Origin of the sequence: Streptomyces sp. NBC_00012 (assembly GCF_045040875.1) — a bacterium.
Lineage (GTDB): Bacteria > Actinomycetota > Actinomycetes > Streptomycetales > Streptomycetaceae > Streptomyces.
The window spans coordinates 885,909-904,389 of the sequence record NZ_CP108309.1 but is presented as its reverse complement, the minus strand read 5'-3'; the positions used below and the strand labels follow the sequence as shown (position 1 = coordinate 904,389).

Here is an 18,481-nt window from a genome sequence, read left to right as displayed (position 1 = left end):
TCAGGCACGTCCAGCTGCGGGGGCTGTACGGACCGGCCCGTCACGTCCTTGTCGCCACAGGAGGCACCATGCAACGACGCACGTTCCTCAGGGGCACCGCGGTGGCAGCACTCGCCGCCGTGCCCCTCAGCACCTCGATGTCGGTCGACGCCTCGGCGGCCGACAAGCAGGTCGGCTCCCTGGCAGAACTCCAGAGCGCGATCAACGCCGCCGTACCCGGTGACCGGATCATCGTGGCCGACGGCACGTACACCGTTCCGTCGGGGGGCGCGATCGATGTGTCCGGCAAGAACGGCACCAGCGCCGCGCAGATCACCATCGTCTCCAAGACCCGTGGCGGTGCGGTGCTGCGCGGCGAACGCAGCTTCGTCTTCGCCGATTCGAGCAACATCACCGTCAGTGGCTCCGCCTTCCGGCAGAGCACCACGATGGAACTCCCGGCGAACTGCTCGTCGATCCGGATGACTCGCAACGACTTCCAGTTCGTGGACACCGGTGACCCGTACTGGCTCCTGGTACGGTCCAACGACTCGAAGGTCGACCGCAACCACTTCCACGACAAGACCACCGCGGGAATCTTCCTCGTCGTCGACGGCTCCGGCTCGACCGCCATGGCCCAGAACCTCCAGATCCTCAGGAACCACTTCTCCAACCACAGCTTCGCCGGCTCCAACGGCGGGGAGTCGATCCGGCTCGGCGTCAGCGGACGGGCGCTGTCCAGCGCCCACGCGGTCGTGGAGTACAACCTGTTCGAGCACGCGGACGGAGACCCCGAAGCCATTTCGGTGAAGTCCTCCGACAACATCATCCGTTACAACACCATCCGCAACAGCCGCGGCGGAATCGTGCTGCGGCACGGCAACCGCTCCCGGGTGGAGGGCAACTACCTGATCGGCGGCAGCGAGGGCGTACGGCTGTACGGCAACGACCACAGCATCGTCAACAACTACCTCAGCGGACTGTCCGGCCGGGCCCTGGTGGTCGGCAGCGGCACCACCCGCGACCACAACTCGGGCGAGACGGAGGAGGAGAGGCGCGGCAACGACGCCTGTGACCGCGCGGTCATCGTGCACAACACACTGATCGGCAACTCCGGTTCGCTCTCGGGCGAGACCCGGACGTACGAGCCCCAGGACGTGGTCATCGCCGACAACCTGATCGTCGGCGACAAGGGCAGCCTCGTCGCGATGGGGGCGACCAGCGGCTTCACCTGGCAGAGCAACATGTTGTGGGGTGCGGCTGCCGACGGCAACATCCCTGCCGGCGGTTACACCCGCGTCGACCCGAGGCTGGTGACCGGCACGGACGGCGTCGCCCGGCTGTCGGCGGGAAGCCCGGCGATCGGCGCGGCCACATTGGGCAGCCCGGCCGTGGCCGACGACATCGACGGCGACACACGAGGCAGCACGCGGGACATCGGCGCCGACGAGTACTCGACCGCGGTCGCTCTGCGGCACCCCCTCACCGCCGCGGACGTCGGTCCGAACGCATCGTGAGGTGACACCGGCGGTGACGGCACCACCGGTGAGAAGGTCCGTCCGTGGAGCCCGCCCGCCCGGCCGCAGGCCGGGGCCGGGCTCCACGGAAGGGCGAGGCACCGCCTCGCGGAAGAGAGCCGTCGCGAGGCGGCCGAAGGAAGGCAACGCCGTGACAGGCAGCGAAAGCCGGGACCGAACCCCGGGCACCACCGTAGCCAGCCCGGGGCTGTGCTCGGTCACCTTCCGGCAGCTGCCGGCGGCCGAGGTCGCGCGCAGGGCCGCGGACGCGGGCCTGGAAGCGGTCGAGTGGGGGGCGGACGTGCACGCGCCTCCGACGGAGCCCGACGCGCTCCGCGCGGCCCGCGGGGCCTGCGACAGGTACGGTCTCACCTGCTGCTCGTACGGTTCCTACTTCCGCGCCACGCAGGACGGACTGGCCGCGTTTCCCTGGGTCGCCCGTGCCGCGGTCCTCCTCGGGGCGCCACGGGTACGGGTCTGGGCGGGTGCACTCGGATCGGCGGCCGCCACACCGCAGGAGCGGAGCGAAACCGCGGCCTGTCTGCGGGAGGCGGCCCGGATCGGCGCGGACCACGGACTGGAACTCGCGCTGGAGTTCCACTCGAAGACCCTCACCGACACCGTCGCCTCGACGGTCCGGCTGCTGGACGAGGTCGGCGCGGACAATCTCCGTACCTACTGGCAGCCGCCGCTCGACGCTCCCGACGAGGAGGCGCTGGCAGGGCTCTCCCAGCTCGTCGACCGGGTCAGCGCGGTGCATGTCTTCTCGTGGTGGCCGGGCAACCACCGGCTGCGGCTGGCCGAGCGTGCGGACCTGTGGGCCGGCGTCTTCGGCCTGCTGAACGAACGGCGCGTCCCGATGGACGCGCTGCTGGAGTTCGTGCCCGGCGACGACCCGGCGGTGCTGGCGGACGAGGCCGCGACTCTGCGGCGCGTGGCGGCACCTCGCACGGGGCCGCTTCCCCAGGAGGCGCTTCGGTAGGACTCCGGCGCATGCGGCACACTCGACCAGCGGTCACCGACTCACCACCCCACCGTCAGGACGGCACCATGCACATCGAGGACAAGCGTGTCGCGGACACGCACATCGAGGACAAGCACAGCGCGGACGCGCACATCGAGGCGACGGACACCCTCCTCTTCATCGGTGACTCCATCACCGACGCGGGCCGCGACCGTACGGACTCCGCATCGCTGGGCAGCGGATACGTCCACGAGATCGCGCGGACCCTGCAGGGCCGGGCGAGCGGCGGACCCGGGCCCACCGTCATCAACAAGGGCCTCAACGGCAATCGTGTGTACGACCTCGAAGCCCGCTGGACCACCGACGTCATCGATCACATGCCCACCGTGGTCACGGTGAAGATCGGCATCAACGACACCTGGCGGCGCTACGACAGCGGGCTCGCCAGCCCGGTCGACGAGTTCGAGGAATGCCTCGACCGCCTTCTCGCAGAGACCACGCGGCAACTGTCCGCCCGACTGGTCGTCATCACCCCGTTCCTGCTTCCGGTCTCCGCGGACCAGGAGGACTGGTTCGAGGACCTCACCCCCCGTACCGAAGCCGTCATCCGTGCCGCGACGGCCAACGGGGCCCAACTGGTCCGCGCGGACCTCGCGTTCCGCCGTGCCGCCGAGCAGCACGAGGCCGCGGAGCTGGCGCGGGACGGCGTTCATCCGAGCCCTGCCGGCCACCGGATCATCGCCGATGCCTGGCTCGCCGCGGTCGACTCCGCCGCGGTTGCCCTGGACCTGCGACGGTAGGTCGGTCGGCGGCGCGGCGGACCCCGGGCCTTCTCCTACGCGCCGAGCAGGGGGAGGCTCACCTGCACATCCATCGACTCCGCACGTCCGTTGACCTGTGCCGAACCGCTGATGCGCAGGGTGCGGGCCGGGTCGACGGTCAGTTCGCCGATGACGTCGCCGCGCTCATGGAGGTAGAGACCGATGTCGTACAGGTCGGCCATGCCGTCGTCGAACGCCACGGTGGCCACGTCACCGGTCCGGACGGCGGGAACCGCCGTGAGGTAGAGCCGCGGTGGGCGGGTCACCCAGGCGAACGGGCCCGTGTCACCCTGCGCCTCGAAGGCCTCGTCCGTTCCCCACACCTCGATGGTCACCGTGCCGTCCGGCGCCGGCTCGACCGATGACGCCGATCGGTCGACGGCGAAGTCCGTGCCGCCCAGGACGAATCTGTCCACGGTGGAAACTCCAACGAATGTCTGTTCGGTGCAGTGATCGTGCCCATCATCGCAGCAGGCCCCTACCGGTGAGCCTCACGCGCATGACCATCCGCGACCCACTCGGCGGCCGTCCGGATCACCCCGTCACGGGAAGGCACTCGGCGAGCAGGCCGACGACGTCGCGCCAGGCTCGCTGCGCGTGCCGTGGGTGGAAACCGACGCCGGGCGGCACGGAGTGGCCGACCGTCGGGTGGTGGAAGGCGTGCAGGGCGCCGCCGTAGACCACGAGGCGCCAGTCGACGCCCGCGGCCTGCATCTCGGCGGTGAACGCGTCACGTTGCGCGGGCGGCATGATCGGGTCTTCCGAGCCGACCCCGGCCCACACCGGACAGCGAATGCGCGCCGCCTCGCCCGGCCGGCCCGTGGTCAGTGCGTTGACCGTCCCGATCGCGCGCAGGTCGACACCGTCGCGCCCGAGTTCCAGCGCGATCGCACCTCCGGTGCCGTAGCCGACGGCGGCGATCCGGTCGGAGTCGGTCCGCGGTTCGGCACGCAGCACGTCGAGCGCCGCGTGGCCGATGTCCCGCATCCGGTCGGGGTCGGCGAGCAGCGGGATGCAACGGGCCAGCATTTCCTCGGGGTCGCCCAGATAGCGCCCGCCGTGGAGGTCGAAGGCCAGCGCCACGTATCCCAGCTCGGCCAGGGCGTCGGCCCGGCGGCGCTCGACGTCGCTGAGACCCATCCCTTCGGGCCCGACCAGGACCGCGGGCCGGCGTTCGGCACCGGCCGGGAGTGCGAGGTGTCCGATCATCGTCAGGCCGTCGGCCCGGTACTCGACCCCGCGCGTCGTAACTGTTGTCATGAGAGCGGACTGTAGTGACCGTCGAGCCCGGTCGGTCCGGTGTTCCACCGCAGGCGCAACGGTGCGGCCGCACGATACGGCGGGCCGGCACCGGCACGTGAGGCGGGTCACTTTCCGTGAACAGCGGGGAATGGTTTCGCGGACCCGGGGCAGGGGGCCAGTTCGCCGGGGTAGGACCGGCGCACGAAGCAATCCGGAACCGAAAGGCCAAATACGACGTGTCGGCAGCACAACAGACCATCCACGTGGGCGGAGAGTGGCGTTCGGCCGTCTCCGGCGCCACGCGCGACATCATCGACCCCGCCGACGCAGGGGTCTTCGCCGTTGTGTCGGAGGGCGACGTCGCCGACACCGATGCCGCCGTCGCCGCCGCGCGTGCTGCCTTCGACGACGGATCCTGGCCGCGTACTCCCGTGGCCGAGCGGGCGGACCTGCTGCGTCGTGTCGCGGCCCTGCTGGAGCGGGACCGGGAGAAGATCGGTGCCCTGGAGAGCCAGGACGCCGGCAAGACCCTCGAAGAGGGGCGCGTCGATGTCGACTGCGTGCGTGACGCCTTCCGCTACTTCGCAGACCTCGTCATGAACGAGAGCGGCGGACGTGTCGTCGACGCCGGGACCGACGAGGTCCACAGCGTCGTCGTTCATGAGCCCGTCGGGGTGTGCGCACTGATCACCCCCTGGAACTACCCTCTGCTCCAGGCGAGTTGGAAGATCGCCCCGGCACTCGCGGCGGGCAACACCTTTGTGGTCAAGCCCAGCGAGATCACCCCGCTCACCACCGTCGCACTCATCGAACTCCTGATGGAGGCCGGGCTGCCGCAGGGCGTCGCCAACATCGTCACCGGCGCAGGTGCCACCGTCGGGGCCCGCCTTGCCGAGCACCCGGACGTCGACCTGGTCTCGTTCACCGGCGGCCTGGCCAGCGGTACGAAGGTGGCCCGGGCCGCAGCCGACACCGTCAAGAAGGTCGCCCTCGAACTCGGCGGCAAGAACCCCAATGTCGTCTTCGCCGACGCCTGCGCCACCGAGGAGGGCTTCGACACCGCCGTCGACCAGGCTCTCAACGCCGCCTTCATCCACAGCGGTCAGGTCTGCTCCGCCGGATCCCGCCTCATCGTCGAGGAGTCGCTGCGCGACCGGTTCGTCACCGAACTCGCCCGCCGCGCCGAGCGGATCCGCCTCGGCCGGGGCACCGACCCGGGTGTCGAATGCGGGCCGCTCGTCTCCGCGCAGCAGCTTGCGAAGACCGAGGACCATATCGCGTCCGCCATCGAGGACGGCGCCGTTCTCCGGGCCGGCGGCGAACGGCCTGGCGGCCCCGGCTACTTCTACCGCCCCACCGTCCTCGACCGGTGCGACCGCCGGATGCGCATCGTCCGCGAGGAGGTCTTCGGCCCCGTCCTGACCGTCGAGACCTTCCGCACGGAGGAGGAGGCCGTCGCTCTCGCCAACGACACCGAGTACGGACTCGCCGGCGCCGTGTGGACCGCCGAGGCCGGCCGTGCCCGGCGCGTCGCCGGGCGGCTGCGCCACGGCACCGTCTGGATCAACGACTTCCACCCCTACCTCCCGCAGGCCGAATGGGGTGGTTTCGGGAAGTCCGGCATCGGCCGCGAGCTGGGCCCGACCGGACTCGCCGAGTACCGCGAGGCCAAACACATCTACCACAACCTCGCTCCGCGCCCCGTGCGCTGGTTCGCGGGCTGAAGCACACGCGGCGCGACGCACCTGCCGCACGCGAAGCATGCCCGCACGGACAGCGGTCACGGCCGCGACGCATGCCCGCGCGGGCAGCGGACACACACACCCGCGACGCATGCCGCGCGGGCAGCGGGCGCACCCGTACGCAACCGACGCAACGCACACAACGGAGCAGAGGTAACCAGCACATGACCGACAACCACGTCTACGACTATGTCGTCATCGGCGGCGGCACCGCCGGATCGGTGATCGCCTCCCGGCTCACCGAGAACCCCGACACCACCGTCGCCGTCATCGAGGGCGGTCCCAGCGACGTCGGACGCGACGACGTCCTCACCCTGCGCCGCTGGATGGGTCTGCTCGGCGGTGAACTGGACTACGACTACCCGACGACCGAGCAGCCCCGAGGCAACTCGCACATCCGCCACAGCCGGGCCCGCGTGCTCGGCGGCTGCTCGTCCCACAACACCCTCATCGCCTTCAAGCCGCTGCCCTCCGACTGGGACGAGTGGGCCGACGCGGGCGCCGAGGGCTGGGACGCGGCATCGATGGACCCGTACTTCGCCCGGCTGCGCAACAACATCGTCCCCGTGGACGAGGCCGACCGCAACGCCATCGCCCGGGACTTCGTCGAGGCCGCGCGGACCGCACTCGACGTGCCGCGCATCGAAGGCTTCAACAAGAAGCCGTTCCAGGAAGGCGTCGGCTTCTTCGACCTCGCGTACCACCCGGAGAACAACAAGCGCTCCTCCGCCTCCGTGGCGTATCTGCACCCGTTCCTGGACCGGCCCAACCTCCATATCGCCTTGGAGACCTGGGCGTTCGGGCTGGAACTCGAAGGCACCCGCGCCACCGGTGTGCGTGTGCGCACCAAGGAGGGCGAGGAGCACGTCGTACGGGCCCGGCGCGAGGTGCTCGTCTGCGCGGGCGCCGTGGACACCCCCCGGCTGCTGCTGCATTCGGGCATCGGGCCCCGCGCCGATCTGGAGAAGCTCGGCATCCCCGTGGTGCACGACCTGCCGGGCGTCGGCGAGAACCTCCTCGACCACCCCGAATCCGTCATCGTCTGGGAGACCGACGGGCCGATCCCGGAGAACTCCGCGATGGACAGCGACGCGGGCCTGTTCGTGCGCAGGGACCCGGACGCCGACGGGCCGGACCTGATGTTCCACTTCTACCAGATCCCGTTCACGGACAACCCCGAGCGGCTGGGGTACGAGCGGCCCGTGCACGGTGTGTCGATGACCCCCAACATCCCCAAGCCCCGCAGCCGCGGCCGCCTCTACCTGACCAGCGCCGACCCCGAGGTCAAGCCCGCCCTCGACTTCCGGTACTTCACCGACGAGGAGGACTACGACGGCCGCACCCTCGTCGACGGCATCCGCGTCGCACGCCGCATCGCGGAGCAGGAGCCGCTCGCCGGCTGGCTGAAGCGGGAGGTCTGCCCGGGGCCCGGGGTCACCTCCGACGAGGAGCTCGGCGAGTACGCGCGCAAGGTGGCGCACACCGTCTACCACCCGGCGGGGACCTGCCGAATGGGAGCCCCGACGGACGAACTCGCCGTGGTGTCACCCGATCTGAGGATCCGGGGCCTGGAGGGAATCCGGATCGCCGACGCGTCCGTCTTCCCGACGATGACGACCGTCAACCCGATGATCGGCGTGCTGATGATCGGGGAGAAATGTGCGGACCTCCTGGGAGGAAATGCCCGATGAACGCCGAGCCGCCAGTCTTCTCCGTACGCGAGTTGTGGAAGGTCTTCGGCCCGAAGGCCGAACGGGTGCCGAAGGATCCGGTTCTCTCCGCTGTCGCCCCCGCCGAGCTGCGTGACCGCACCGGTTGCACAGCCGCGGTGCGGGATGTGTCCTTCGACGTCCGCAAGGGCGAGGTCTTCGTCGTCATGGGTCTGTCGGGCTCCGGCAAGTCGACGCTCGTGCGCTGCCTGACCAGGCTGATCGAGCCCACCTCCGGCTCGATGGCCATCGACGGCGAGGACGTGCTCTCGATGGACGCGTCACGGCTGCGCCAACTGCGCCGCCACCGCGCCGCCATGGTCTTCCAGCACTTCGGGCTGCTGCCGCACCGGTCGGTGATCGACAACGTCGCGTACGGGCTGGAGATCCAGGGCGTCTCGCGCGCCGAACGGCGGGAGCGGGCCGCCGGGTTCGTCGCCAAGGTCGGCCTCGAAGGCCTGGAACACCGCCGCCCCGGCCAGCTGTCCGGCGGCCAGCAGCAGCGGGTGGGGCTGGCCCGCGCACTCGCCGTCGACCCCGAAGTGCTGCTGTTCGACGAGCCGTTCAGCGCGCTGGACCCACTGATCAGGCGCGACATGCAGGAGGAGGTCGTACGGCTGCATGGTGAGGAGGGCCGCACGATGGTCTTCATCACGCACGACCTGGGCGAGGCACTGAAACTCGGCGACCGGATCGCGCTGATGCGGGACGGCCGGATCGTGCAGCTCGGCACGCCCGAGGAGATCGTGGGCGCCCCGGCGGACGACTACGTACGCGACTTCGTCCGCGACGTGCCGCGCGAACACGTCATGACCGTGCGCACGGCGATGCGCCCGGCCGAGGCCGCCGAGGCGGACAGCGGCCCGGCGCTGGCCCCCGGCGCGACGGTCCACGAGGCCATCGAGGCCGTGGTCCGCAGCGGCGGGACCGCCCGGATCGTCGAGGACGGCCGCTGCGTGGGCGTCGTCGGCCCCGCGGACCTGCTCGGTGTGGTGGCGGGGCTCGCCCCGCGGAAGGAGGCGGCCTGATGCCCGCACACACCACCTGGGGCCCGCCGGGCCCCCGCTCCGCGCAACCGGCCGCACCCGCCCACGGCCCGCACACGACGCGGAGGCGCCCGCGATGAGCAGCACCACCGCCACCACGGACGCCACCGCAGACACCACGGGAGACACCGGTACCGAGGCGGGCACCTCCTCGGTACGCACACGGCCGGGCGACTTCCTCACCCGCAACCGCACCGCACTCGTCGCAGCCGCCGCACTCGTCGCGCTCCTCCTCGGCACCCTGCTCCTGGGCGGCGGCACCTGGCCCGCGCGCCTCGCCGTCGACCTGTCCGGGCCGCTCGGCGACGCGAGCGACTGGATCATCGACAACCGGGACAGCCACCCGCTCTTCCTGTACTTCTTCGGCCACATCAGCAACGCCGTCGTACTGTCCGTACGCGCCGTCTACCTCGTGCTCCTCGCCGCCGGCTGGGCCGGGGTCACCGCCGCCGCCGGGCTCGTCGCCTGGCGCCTCGCGGGCGTCCGCCCCGCGCTCACCGCCGTCGCCGCGTTCGCCGTGTGCGGGCTGCTCGGCATGTGGGTCCCCACCATGCAGACCCTCGCCCTGATGACCGTCGCGGTCACCGCTTCCGTGCTGCTCGGCGCACTGCTCGGGCTCGCCGCCGGACTGTCCGACCGGTTGCACCGGACACTGCGCCCCGTGCTCGACACCATGCAGGTGCTGCCCGCGTTCGCGTATCTGCTCCCGGTCGTACTGGTCTTCGGTATCGGCGTCCCGGCGGCCGTCCTCGCCACCGTCGTCTACGCGGCCCCGCCGATGGCCCGGCTGACCGCGCTGGGGCTGCGCGGCGCGGACGCCGGGGTCATGGAAGCCGCGGCGTCGCTCGGCGCGACCGGCCGGCAGCGGCTGCTGACCGCCCGGCTCCCGTTGGCCCGCAAGGAACTGCTGCTCGGCGTCAACCAGTCGATCATGATGGCGCTCTCGATGGCCGTGATCGCGTCCGTGATCGGCGCGGGCGGACTCGGCGACCGCGTGTACCAGGCCCTGGCCTCCGTGGATGTCGGCGCCGCGCTAGCCGCCGGTGTGCCGGTCGTACTGCTCGCCGTCGTCCTCGACCGGGTCACCGCCGCGGCGGGGGAGCGGATCGGCGCCGTGCCCTCCCAGGGGCCGGGCACGGGTACGGGCCTCGGCTGGGCCGTCGCCGCGGCCGGAACGGTCGCCGTCGCGCTCGCCGGACGGTACAGCGGGCGGCTGTCGTGGCCCGACGCCTGGACCCTCGACATCGCCGCGCCCGTCAACCGAGCTGTCGACTGGATGACCGCACATCTGTATTCCGGGGTGCCCGTCGTCGGTGGCACCGCCGACTGGGCCGCCCGCTTCACCGGCTGGGTCCTCGACCCGGTCCGCGACGGCCTGCAGTGGCTCCCCTGGTGGTCCGTACTGCTCCTGGTGGCGGTCCTGGCCCAGCTCATCGGCACCTGGCGCACCGCGCTGACCGCCGTGCTCGCGATGGCCGTGATCGGGGTGCTCGGGGCGTGGGAACCGGCGCTGGACACCCTCTCGCAGGTGCTGGCCGCGGTCGCCGTCACACTTCTGGCCGGTGTCGCCACCGGTGTCGCCGCGGCGCGCAGCCCACGCCTGGAACGGCTCTTGCGGCCGGTGCTCGATGTCTTCCAGACCATGCCGCAGTTCGTCTACCTCATCCCGGTGGTCGCGCTGTTCGGCGTCGGCCGGGCACCCGCCGTCGCCGCCGCCGTGGTGTACGCGCTGCCCGCCGTCGTCCGCATCACCACGCAGGGCATGCGGGCCGTGGACCCGGTCGTGATGGAGTCGTCCCGCTCGCTCGGGGCGACCGGCTGGCAGCAACTGCGCCAGGTCCAGCTTCCGCTCGCCCGGCCCGCGTTGCTGCTGGCCGTCAATCAGGGCGTGGTCCTCGTCCTGGCCGTCGTCATCATCGGCGGTCTGGTCGGCGGCGGTGCGCTCGGCTACCTCGTGGTGTTCGGGCTGGCCCAGGGCGACCTGGCGACCGGGCTGGTGGCGGGCGCGGCCATCGTGTGCCTCGGGCTGATGCTGGACCGGGTCACCCAGCCTGCCGGAAAGGAGACCCGGAATGCGTAGCCGTACCATCACCGCCGCTGCCGTGGCGTTCGGCCTGACGGCCCTCACGGGCTGCGGAGCGGCGGACATGACCAAGCAGGCGTCCCCGTACGCCGACGCCCACGGCGCGAAGACCGTGACGCTGTCCGTCCAGTCGTGGGTGGGCGCGCAGGCCAATGCCGCCGTCGCCGAGTACCTGCTCGAACACGAGCTGGGGTACCGCGTCGACACCGTCCAGATCGACGAGGTCCCCGCCTGGGACGCCCTCAGCCAGGGCCGCGTCGACGCGATCCTGGAGGACTGGGGCCACCCGGAGCAGGAGCAGCGGTACGTCGCGGACAAGAAGACGATCGCGCCGGGCGGGGAACTCGGTGTGACGGGCCACATCGGCTGGTTCGTGCCGAAGTACTTCGCCGACACGAACCCGGACGTGACGGACTGGAAGAACCTGAACAAGTACGCCGACCGGCTCCGCACGGCGGAGAGCGGCGGAAAGGGCCAGCTCCTGGACGGCTCACCGTCGTACGTCACCAACGACAGGGCGTTGGTGAAGAACCTGGACCTGGACTACCAGGTGGTCTTCTCCGGCTCCGAAGCGGCGCAGATCACGCAGATCAAGCAGTTCGCCAAGGAGAAGAAGCCCTTCCTGACCTACTGGTACAAGCCGCAGTGGCTGTTCGAGCAGGTCCCCATGACGGAGGTGAAGCTGCCCGCGTACGAGGAGGGCTGCGACGCCGACCCGGAGAAGGTGGCGTGCGCGTATCCGCACACTCCGCTGCGGAAGTTCCTCAACGCCCGGTTCGCCGACGCGGGCGGCCGGGCCGCCGAGTTCCTGAAGAACTTCCACTGGACGACCCGGGCCCAGAACGAGGTGGCGCTGATGATCGCGGACCAGAAGCTCCCGCCCGAACAGGCCGCGGAGCGCTGGGTGAAGAAGAACGGGTCCATCTGGCGGGCGTGGCTGCCGAAGTGAGCCGCGAGCGTATGCCGTGCCGCACCGGACTCCGGTGCGGCACGGCATACGCGCTGCGGCAGGTCAGGCGCTGGTGTGCAGCGGTACCGTCAGCTGCTTGAGCCAGGTGCCCGTGGTGAAGTCACGGGCCTTGATGACGACGGAGTGGGAACCGACCTCGACCTGGAGCCCCTGGTTGAAGGCATCGCCCAGGGAGACCTCGCCGCCCTTGCCGTCGTCCATCCAGCCCACCTGGACGGCCGCGGTGTTGACGACGGTGAAGCCTTCGAGGTTGCCGGTACCGGGGACGACCCGGCGCACCACCCAGTCGGACAGGTTGAGGTCCCAGTGGGTGTGCCCGGAGAAGAGGAACACGTCCTTGTGGCGGCCGAGGATCGACAGAAGCCGGTCGGGCTGCAGATAGTCGTTGAGGTAGAGCTTGTTGTGGGTGCCCGACACGGTGTTGGGCAGCGGGTGATGGGTCATCACCATGACGGGCCTGCGGCGGCGGGCCCAGTACGCGAGACGGTCCTCCAGCCAGGCGAACTGCTCGTCGCTGATCCACACCTCGTCCCACAGCTTCGCGTCGTGGTAGTGCGAGTAGCGTTCGGTCCCGAGACTGAGCACGGGCACGCCGCCGAACGACGTCTCGGAGTAGACCTTGTTGCGGCCCGCGAAGTTGTAGAAGCTGCGGAAGAGGGAGTCCTCCGTAGTGCCGTTGGGCCAGGTCGCCTGAGCGAGGGTGTTGGGGTCGCTGTACTTCGGTACGTAGAACTCGTGGTTGCCGATGGCCCAGGCGACGTTCTTGGGGTGCGGGTGCCGCTCAAGGGTCTGGCGGACCGCCGCGTACTCGAAGTCGTAGCCGCGCGGAGTGATGTCGCCGGCTATGCCCAGGCCCGCACTGTCGGGGTTGACGCGGTGCAGATCGTCGAGGGCCTTGCCGAAGTCCGTCAGATCGCCCTGGATGTCACTGATGATGTTGAACCGGACCGTCCGGCCCTTGCCGGGCCGGTACGGAGCGGCCTCGGCCGCCGGCGCCGCGAGCCCGGCGCCGGCGGCGAGAGCACCGCCCACCAGGGACGCGGTGCCTGTGGTGGCCATGAACGATCTGCGATCCATCGGAACTTCCTCCGTCTGTACGCCCCCGTGCGAATGGGACAGAGGGAGTGTCGCCGCTCGTGATGGCCCGGCGGGGTATCACGGATGACCGTGGCCTGAACTGTGCGATCTGGCTGATTCCAGCGGGGGTGTCAGAGCATCCGCGTCCCGCGGGTCTCATCCACGGCCGCAGGCGCTCCGGCGACTCCGCGACGAACGGGAAGAGCTCCGGTCACTGAGTGCGGTAGGCGTCGACGATGGTCTGGGTGAGCGTGTTCCCCCTGGTGTCGGTCAGCTCCGCGCGCAGGGAAACACCGGTGCCCGCGCCCGGGTTGTGGATCAGAACGGCGCCGCTCTCGACCGGCACCCGGCTCCACGAGGTGCCGCCGTCCATGGAAACCGACACGTCCGGTGCGCGCACGCGTCCTTCCGCGGCGGCGCCCTGCACGGTGACGGGGACCCGGATCACCGCGTCCGCCGCGGCGGTGCCGGTCGGGCCGAGCACGGGGGAGAACCGGACGACGCTCACCGCGACCGGGGCCGGTCCGGTGGTCGTGTCCGAGACAAAGGTCCACGACGCGGTCACACCGGTGGCGGTGCCGGGCGCACCGGTGCGCTTCACCGTACTGGTGATCCGGTACGTCGCGCGCCCCGGTGCCACGGTGAACTCGGCCCGCCCGGGGGCCTCGGTCCGGGTCCCGACGAGTACGCCGTCGCGGTGCAGTGTCGTCGATGCCGAGGCGTACGGCGGTGAGGACGGCACATGGCCGCCGCCGTCCGCGAGCAGCGGAACATCGACGGTGAGCCTGTCCCCGTCGCGCACGACACCGGGACGGCCGGCGAGGCAGGGGCCGAAGACGGCGTTGTCGAAGACATGGGTGGTCGTGGATCCGGCGCGCACGGCGACACCGTCGGCGCTGTACCGGTTCGCCGCCCCACCGGGCGCACGGGGCGCCGTGTAGGTGATGTCCCAGGTACCGCGTTCCGGTGTCACGAGGTAGGTGGCGGTGGCGGGAGTCGCGAGGGCCTGGGAGACCCCGACGGTCAGCCCGGCACTCGGCTGCAGGTCGACGGACCCCGTCCCCGCGGTGCCCGGGAGGGCGGCGGCAAGGACCTTCACGGTGGCCAGGTCCTTGACGGAAGGGTGCCGGGTGAGGCCGGTCAGGGCACGGGCGCCGGTGAAGATGTAGCCGAGCCCGTAGTCGGCGGTCCTGGTCGTCCAGTACGAGTCGAACCACTGCTTCACCGATCCGGACTCGGCGTCGGGACCCAGGTGCGCCACGCGCAGATTCGCGGAGGACGAGATCAGGTTGACGAGCCGTTCGGCGCCCCGGTGCCTGACCTCGACGACCATCGCGCTGTGCAGGAAGCCCGCCGAGCGGTCGGGCGGCCGTACGTCGACGGGCGCCGTGGTCCGGGCGTCGACGGTGATGGTGGTGTCACGGTCCAGGTCGAGCCGCGGCTGGACGATCCAGTCCGTGCCGCCCGAGCCGTCACCGGCCGACAGGGCACTGCTCAGCAGGTAACGGCCCTTGGGCAGGCGCACGGTGGTCGTGCCGGAGGCGTCGTACGGATGGACCTCCTCGGCGGCACCAGGACCGGAGATTCCGGTGACGGTGGTTTCGTAGGCCCCCGTCGGCCGGCCGTTGCGGTCGAGGTGCTCGATCGTGAGGGCGTACGTCTGCGGCTCCGCGGCGAAGGCCGTGGTGTTCCAGGCGGTCGTCGTGGATCCGGCCACGGCCACGGCGAGAGCCATGGTCCGCAGGACGCTCCGGCGGGGTACGGAAGAATTGGTCATGACCTGCACTGCGCCGCCGGGCCCCGGAGTTCCGGTGAGCCGTGTCACATCGGGACGAGGTCACGGCGCCGGACAACGCATGTGGCGCACGTCACGGGAACCGGCGCAACGCACGTGGCAGGGCAGAGTGTGGAATCACTCATGAGGGATCGCTTCCGCCGCGGGGACCGCGGCGCCTTGGGCGAGCTGTACGACGAGCACGCCCAGGTGCTGTACCGCTACGCGCTTCGCGTGACCGGCGACTGGGCGGAGGCCGAGGACGTCGTCTCGGTGGCCTTCCTGGAGGCGTGGCGCAGCCGGGAGAAGCTGCACCCCGACGGGGACAGTCTGCGCCCGTGGCTGCTGGGCATCGCCACCAACATCATGCGCCGCAACGCACGCGCACGCCGCCGCGGTGAGATCGCCCTCGCCCGCGTCCCGGAACGCGGTTCCGTTCCGGACTTCGCCGACGACCTCGTGACGCATCTCGCGGATTCCGAGCAACTGCGCGCAGCGCACACCGCGCTCGCCCGGCTGCGGCGCCGCGACCGGGAGGTCTTCACCCTCGTGGTGTGGGAGGGCCTGGACTACGCGGCAGCGGCCGAGGCTCTCGGCGTACCGGTCGGCACCGTCCGCTCACGGCTCTCCCGCGCCCGTGCCCGGCTGCGCGAACTCGCCGGCGCCGAGGTCCGGGCCACCCGCCCGCGGACCGGGCGAGCAGGGCGTCCCGGCTCCGCAGGGTCACCGGCGCGGCCGGGGAACGTACCCGGCCCGGCGGAGGGCGGCGGCCCCCGCACCACCCCCGACAACCCCGTCCCGGGCCGCTTTCCCGCGGTCCGCACGTCCAGCCAGGAGAACCACGGATGAACACCGCCCCGCGGCACCCCTCGGACCACGCGTCCGAGGAGGACGAACGCCTCGGCCTCACCACCCTGCTGCCTCCGCCCCCGGTCCCCGGCCTGGCCCCCGGCCGTGAGCTGGTGCTGCGGCAGGCGCTGCTGGCCGACTCCGCCCCGGCCGGACCCTCCGGCAGGCTCGCCGTCCGGGCCACGCGCCCGCGCCGGCGCCTCGTCCGGCTCGCGGTGCCGGCCGTCGTCTGCGCACTGGCGGTCGGCGGCGTGGTGGCGGTGAACCTCGCGGACGCCCCGGGCCGCGGCACCACCGCGGTCCCGGGTGGCGGCGCCACCGAAGCACCCGAGGCGACGCGGCTCCTGGACCGCATCGCGCTCGCCGCCGCCGAGGAGAAGCGGCCGACGGTCCGCGCCGACCAGTTCGTGTACATCGAGAGCAAGGTCGCCTACGCCGGGCAGAGCGCCGGGGGAGGCCCCGTGAGCATGCCGCCCGTGCACAGGCGCCAGGTCTGGCTGTCCGCCGACGGCAGCCGCGCCGGTCTGCTGCGCGAGGCGGGCGAGCCCGCCACCCCGCTCGGCACCGACGGCCCCGTCGGCATCCTGGACGGCCCGGGGGCGACACCCCGGCCGAGCACCCTGCACGCCTCGGACCCGTCGATCAGCAACCCGACCCACGCATACGTCGCATCGCTGCCCACCGACCCCGACGCCCTGCTCGAACTGATCCGGGACGAGACCCGAGGAGAAGGCCAGGACCCGGACCAGCGAGCGTTCACCGCGATCGGTGACCTGCTGGCCGAGACATGGGCACCCCCGGAGGCCGGCGCGGCGCTCTACCGGGCCGCCGCGAAGATCCCCGGCGTCACCGTGATCCGCGCGGCCGACGACGCGACGGGACGCGAAGGCGTCGCCGTCGCCCGTACGGCACACGGGCAGCAGACGCAGTGGATCTTCGACCGGAGCACGTACGCCTTCCTCGGCGAACGCACGGTGCTCGCCGAAGCCGGTGACGCCGGTCCGGCAGGCACCGTCGTGGGCACCTCCGCGGTCCTTACCAGGGCCGCCGTCGACAGCGTCGGCAAGACGCCCGCGCCGTGAGGCGGAAAGGAGGGACCGAGGAGCCTTCTTCGACCGAGGAGCCTTCTTGACCCGGCCGGCCGCGGAGCTCAGGTACCGGATCCGCTCCGGCTCCCGTTGTTGAACGCCCCGAACGTGACGGGTCCGGGGCCGGCGGGCAGATGGCGCACCGCGGCAGCCACAGCCTCCTGTGCGGTGGTGACCTCGGCCAGCAGACCCGCGCCCGCGAAGCCCTTGCTGACCTTGTAGGCCTGGCCGACGCGACCCGCGAGCAGGCACGGCCCGATGATGGTCAGGCGTGGGCGGGTGGTGGTCGAGAAGCGCAGCGCCCAGTGGCTGGTGAACGGGTAGAGGGCCCGCAGTGCCGGCTCGGCGTAGGCCGCCTCGACGAGCGCGTGGTGCGTGGGCCAATCCTGTTCGCCCGCCTCCGTGCGCATGCGCTGCCACTCGGATTCGGTCAGGCGCACGGGATCGGGCTCGGGTACGTCGAAGCGGCCGGTCAGGCGCACGAAGGGCGCGGCCTCCCGGATGTCGCTCAACGCCGCCCCGGCCTGCCATGCCTGCGCGGCGCGGGCGACCTGCGCCAAGTCGTCGGTCTCTCCTTGGACGAGCGGGCTGCCCTCGAAAGGCTCCTCGCCGCGAATCGACCACCGCCGCTCGACCGCCCACGCGCTGATGACCAGAGCCTTGCGGTACGGCAGCCCGCTCTCGGCGGAGGAATGGCGCAAGGGGTCGGTGGACGAGGACGTCACGGAGAGGGAGAAGCCGCTCTCGTCCGCCAAGGCTCGCAGCGCCGCGGCCAGACTGCCGCGCGCCGCGACGTCGGGATACAGATCGGCTGGATCAGGGTGCGTGACCACAGCCCTTGATTGTGCCGTAGCCGCGGAACGGGCGTGAGGTCCACCCTTCTCCCCACCCCGAAGTCCTGGCGCGCCCAAGCCGCTGCCGACCTCGATCCGCTTCGACGCAGGCGCCGGGGCTCACGCCGGGCCCGCCCGTGTCAGCCTCGTACTCCAGCACCGACCGCTCACCCGGCTCGCAGCCGCCTCGCCGCGCTCCGGCGGGGACGGCCGCGCTCCGGCCCACCGCCCGTGTCAGGTTTCCTCGTCCTCCCCGCGGCGCTCGCCTTCGGCCTGGGACGGCTGGGTGCGCATGGTGGCGGGGTGCCGCTCCTCGGCGGGATCCCTGTCCTCGTCCAGCCTCTCGCCCTCGGCCTGCGACGGAGTGGGGTACTCGATGTTCTCCTTCATGGCAGCCTCCGTGGTCGGAACGCCTGCCTACAGGTCGAGCCTATCGCGTCCGTCCGGTCGGCGGCCGGGCCGGATGCGGGCGGTCGGGCGTCCCCGCTTGTCTATTGGTCGCACGCTCAATAGCGTCGGATTCATGACGTCAGGAGTTCACGGGCCACGAACTCGGAAGTCGCCGGCCGAACGACGTGTGGCAACCGTCGACCCGGCCGCCGCGGTGGCCCCGGCCGAAGGGCTGGACGGGCTCGGAGCCCGGGCCGAGGCCGAAAGCGGCAGCTGCCACCGAGAGGTGAACCGGAAGACCACGGCCGAACGCGAACCAGATCCGGCCGACGGCGCCCTGCCGGAACACCCCGCGCGCCGGACCGTCGCTCTCTTCGTCACCCGCTGACCAGCACTC

At 71.5% G+C, this 18,481-nt stretch carries 17 protein-coding genes; 11 read left to right on the top strand and 6 right to left on the bottom strand.

The window, feature by feature from the left end:
- The first annotated feature begins 68 nt into the window (after nucleotides 1-68).
- The 3 genes from OHA19_RS04360 (at nucleotide 69) to OHA19_RS04350 (ending at nucleotide 3,260) form a co-directional block, all read left to right on the top strand.
- Entirely contained in the window at nucleotides 69-1,496 is a 1,428-nt protein-coding gene (locus tag OHA19_RS04360; RefSeq protein WP_405749441.1) for a chondroitinase-B domain-containing protein, read from the top strand.
- Nucleotides 1,497-1,647: 151 nt separating this feature from the next.
- Nucleotides 1,648-2,478 carry a sugar phosphate isomerase/epimerase family protein gene (locus OHA19_RS04355; RefSeq protein WP_405719777.1) on the top strand — a complete coding sequence of 277 codons (831 nt, stop codon included), beginning with the start codon at nucleotides 1,648-1,650 and terminating at the stop codon, nucleotides 2,476-2,478.
- 68 nt (nucleotides 2,479-2,546) lie between these two features.
- On the top strand, nucleotides 2,547-3,260 hold the full coding sequence (locus OHA19_RS04350; RefSeq protein WP_405719779.1) for an SGNH/GDSL hydrolase family protein: 714 nt from the start codon (nucleotides 2,547-2,549) through the stop codon (nucleotides 3,258-3,260).
- Nucleotides 3,261-3,295: 35 nt separating this feature from the next.
- Here OHA19_RS04350 and OHA19_RS04345 read toward each other — a convergent pair whose 3' ends face one another.
- Together OHA19_RS04345 and OHA19_RS04340 are read right to left on the bottom strand one after the other, a co-directional pair.
- Nucleotides 3,296-3,697: a hypothetical protein gene (locus OHA19_RS04345; protein ID WP_405719781.1), complete on the bottom strand. Its 402-nt coding sequence runs from the start codon at nucleotides 3,695-3,697 to the stop codon at nucleotides 3,296-3,298.
- Nucleotides 3,698-3,815: 118 nt separating this feature from the next.
- On the bottom strand, nucleotides 3,816-4,541 hold the full coding sequence (locus tag OHA19_RS04340; RefSeq protein ID WP_405719783.1) for a dienelactone hydrolase family protein: 726 nt from the start codon (nucleotides 4,539-4,541) through the stop codon (nucleotides 3,816-3,818).
- A gap of 218 nt (nucleotides 4,542-4,759) precedes the next feature.
- Between OHA19_RS04340 and OHA19_RS04335 the strand changes: the two genes are divergently transcribed.
- From OHA19_RS04335 to OHA19_RS04315, 5 genes are all read left to right on the top strand, one after another.
- On the top strand, nucleotides 4,760-6,247 hold the full coding sequence (locus OHA19_RS04335; protein ID WP_405719785.1) for an aldehyde dehydrogenase family protein: 1,488 nt from the start codon (nucleotides 4,760-4,762) through the stop codon (nucleotides 6,245-6,247).
- A 182-nt stretch (nucleotides 6,248-6,429) separates the two neighbouring features.
- Entirely contained in the window at nucleotides 6,430-7,956 is a 1,527-nt protein-coding gene (locus OHA19_RS04330) for a GMC family oxidoreductase (RefSeq protein ID WP_405719787.1), read from the top strand.
- Nucleotides 7,953-9,002 carry a glycine betaine/L-proline ABC transporter ATP-binding protein gene (locus OHA19_RS04325; protein WP_405749439.1) on the top strand — a complete coding sequence of 350 codons (1,050 nt, stop codon included), beginning with the start codon at nucleotides 7,953-7,955 and terminating at the stop codon, nucleotides 9,000-9,002. The genes OHA19_RS04330 and OHA19_RS04325 overlap by 4 nt, the downstream gene beginning before the upstream one ends.
- A gap of 94 nt (nucleotides 9,003-9,096) precedes the next feature.
- Nucleotides 9,097-11,100 (top strand): ABC transporter permease subunit, encoded by a 2,004-nt coding sequence (locus OHA19_RS04320; RefSeq protein WP_405719791.1) that lies wholly within the window; start codon nucleotides 9,097-9,099, stop codon nucleotides 11,098-11,100.
- On the top strand, nucleotides 11,093-12,052 hold the full coding sequence (locus tag OHA19_RS04315) for an ABC transporter substrate-binding protein (protein WP_405719793.1): 960 nt from the start codon (nucleotides 11,093-11,095) through the stop codon (nucleotides 12,050-12,052). Before OHA19_RS04320 ends, OHA19_RS04315 begins: the two co-directional genes overlap by 8 nt.
- A 63-nt stretch (nucleotides 12,053-12,115) precedes the next feature.
- On the opposite strand, the gene OHA19_RS04310 is transcribed toward OHA19_RS04315, so the two are convergent.
- The gene (locus OHA19_RS04310; RefSeq protein WP_405719795.1) at nucleotides 12,116-13,150 is read right to left on the bottom strand and encodes a metallophosphoesterase family protein; all 1,035 of its coding nucleotides are present in this window, start codon (nucleotides 13,148-13,150) and stop codon (nucleotides 12,116-12,118) included.
- A 211-nt stretch (nucleotides 13,151-13,361) separates the two neighbouring features.
- Nucleotides 13,362-14,927, bottom strand: a complete 1,566-nt coding sequence (locus OHA19_RS04305) for a serine protease (protein WP_405719797.1) — start codon at nucleotides 14,925-14,927, stop codon at nucleotides 13,362-13,364.
- 141 nt (nucleotides 14,928-15,068) lie between these two features.
- On the opposite strand from OHA19_RS04305, the gene OHA19_RS04300 reads away from it, so the two are divergent.
- Nucleotides 15,069-15,773 carry an RNA polymerase sigma factor gene (locus OHA19_RS04300; RefSeq protein WP_405719799.1) on the top strand — a complete coding sequence of 235 codons (705 nt, stop codon included), beginning with the start codon at nucleotides 15,069-15,071 and terminating at the stop codon, nucleotides 15,771-15,773.
- On the top strand, nucleotides 15,770-16,855 hold the full coding sequence (locus tag OHA19_RS04295; protein WP_405749437.1) for a CU044_5270 family protein: 1,086 nt from the start codon (nucleotides 15,770-15,772) through the stop codon (nucleotides 16,853-16,855). Before OHA19_RS04300 ends, OHA19_RS04295 begins: the two co-directional genes overlap by 4 nt.
- 68 nt (nucleotides 16,856-16,923) lie before the next feature.
- Here the strand turns inward: OHA19_RS04295 and OHA19_RS04290 are convergent, their stop codons facing one another.
- Both OHA19_RS04290 and OHA19_RS04285 read right to left on the bottom strand, forming a co-directional pair.
- Complete coding sequence (locus OHA19_RS04290) at nucleotides 16,924-17,694, bottom strand: DUF6193 family natural product biosynthesis protein (RefSeq protein WP_405749435.1); 771 nt, start codon at nucleotides 17,692-17,694, stop codon at nucleotides 16,924-16,926.
- A 234-nt stretch (nucleotides 17,695-17,928) separates the two neighbouring features.
- Entirely contained in the window at nucleotides 17,929-18,084 is a 156-nt protein-coding gene (locus OHA19_RS04285) for a hypothetical protein (protein WP_259928902.1), read from the bottom strand.
- A gap of 187 nt (nucleotides 18,085-18,271) precedes the next feature.
- Between OHA19_RS04285 and OHA19_RS04280 the strand changes: the two genes are divergently transcribed.
- On the top strand, nucleotides 18,272-18,472 hold the full coding sequence (locus OHA19_RS04280) for a hypothetical protein (protein WP_405719806.1): 201 nt from the start codon (nucleotides 18,272-18,274) through the stop codon (nucleotides 18,470-18,472).
- Nucleotides 18,473-18,481 lie beyond the last annotated feature (9 nt).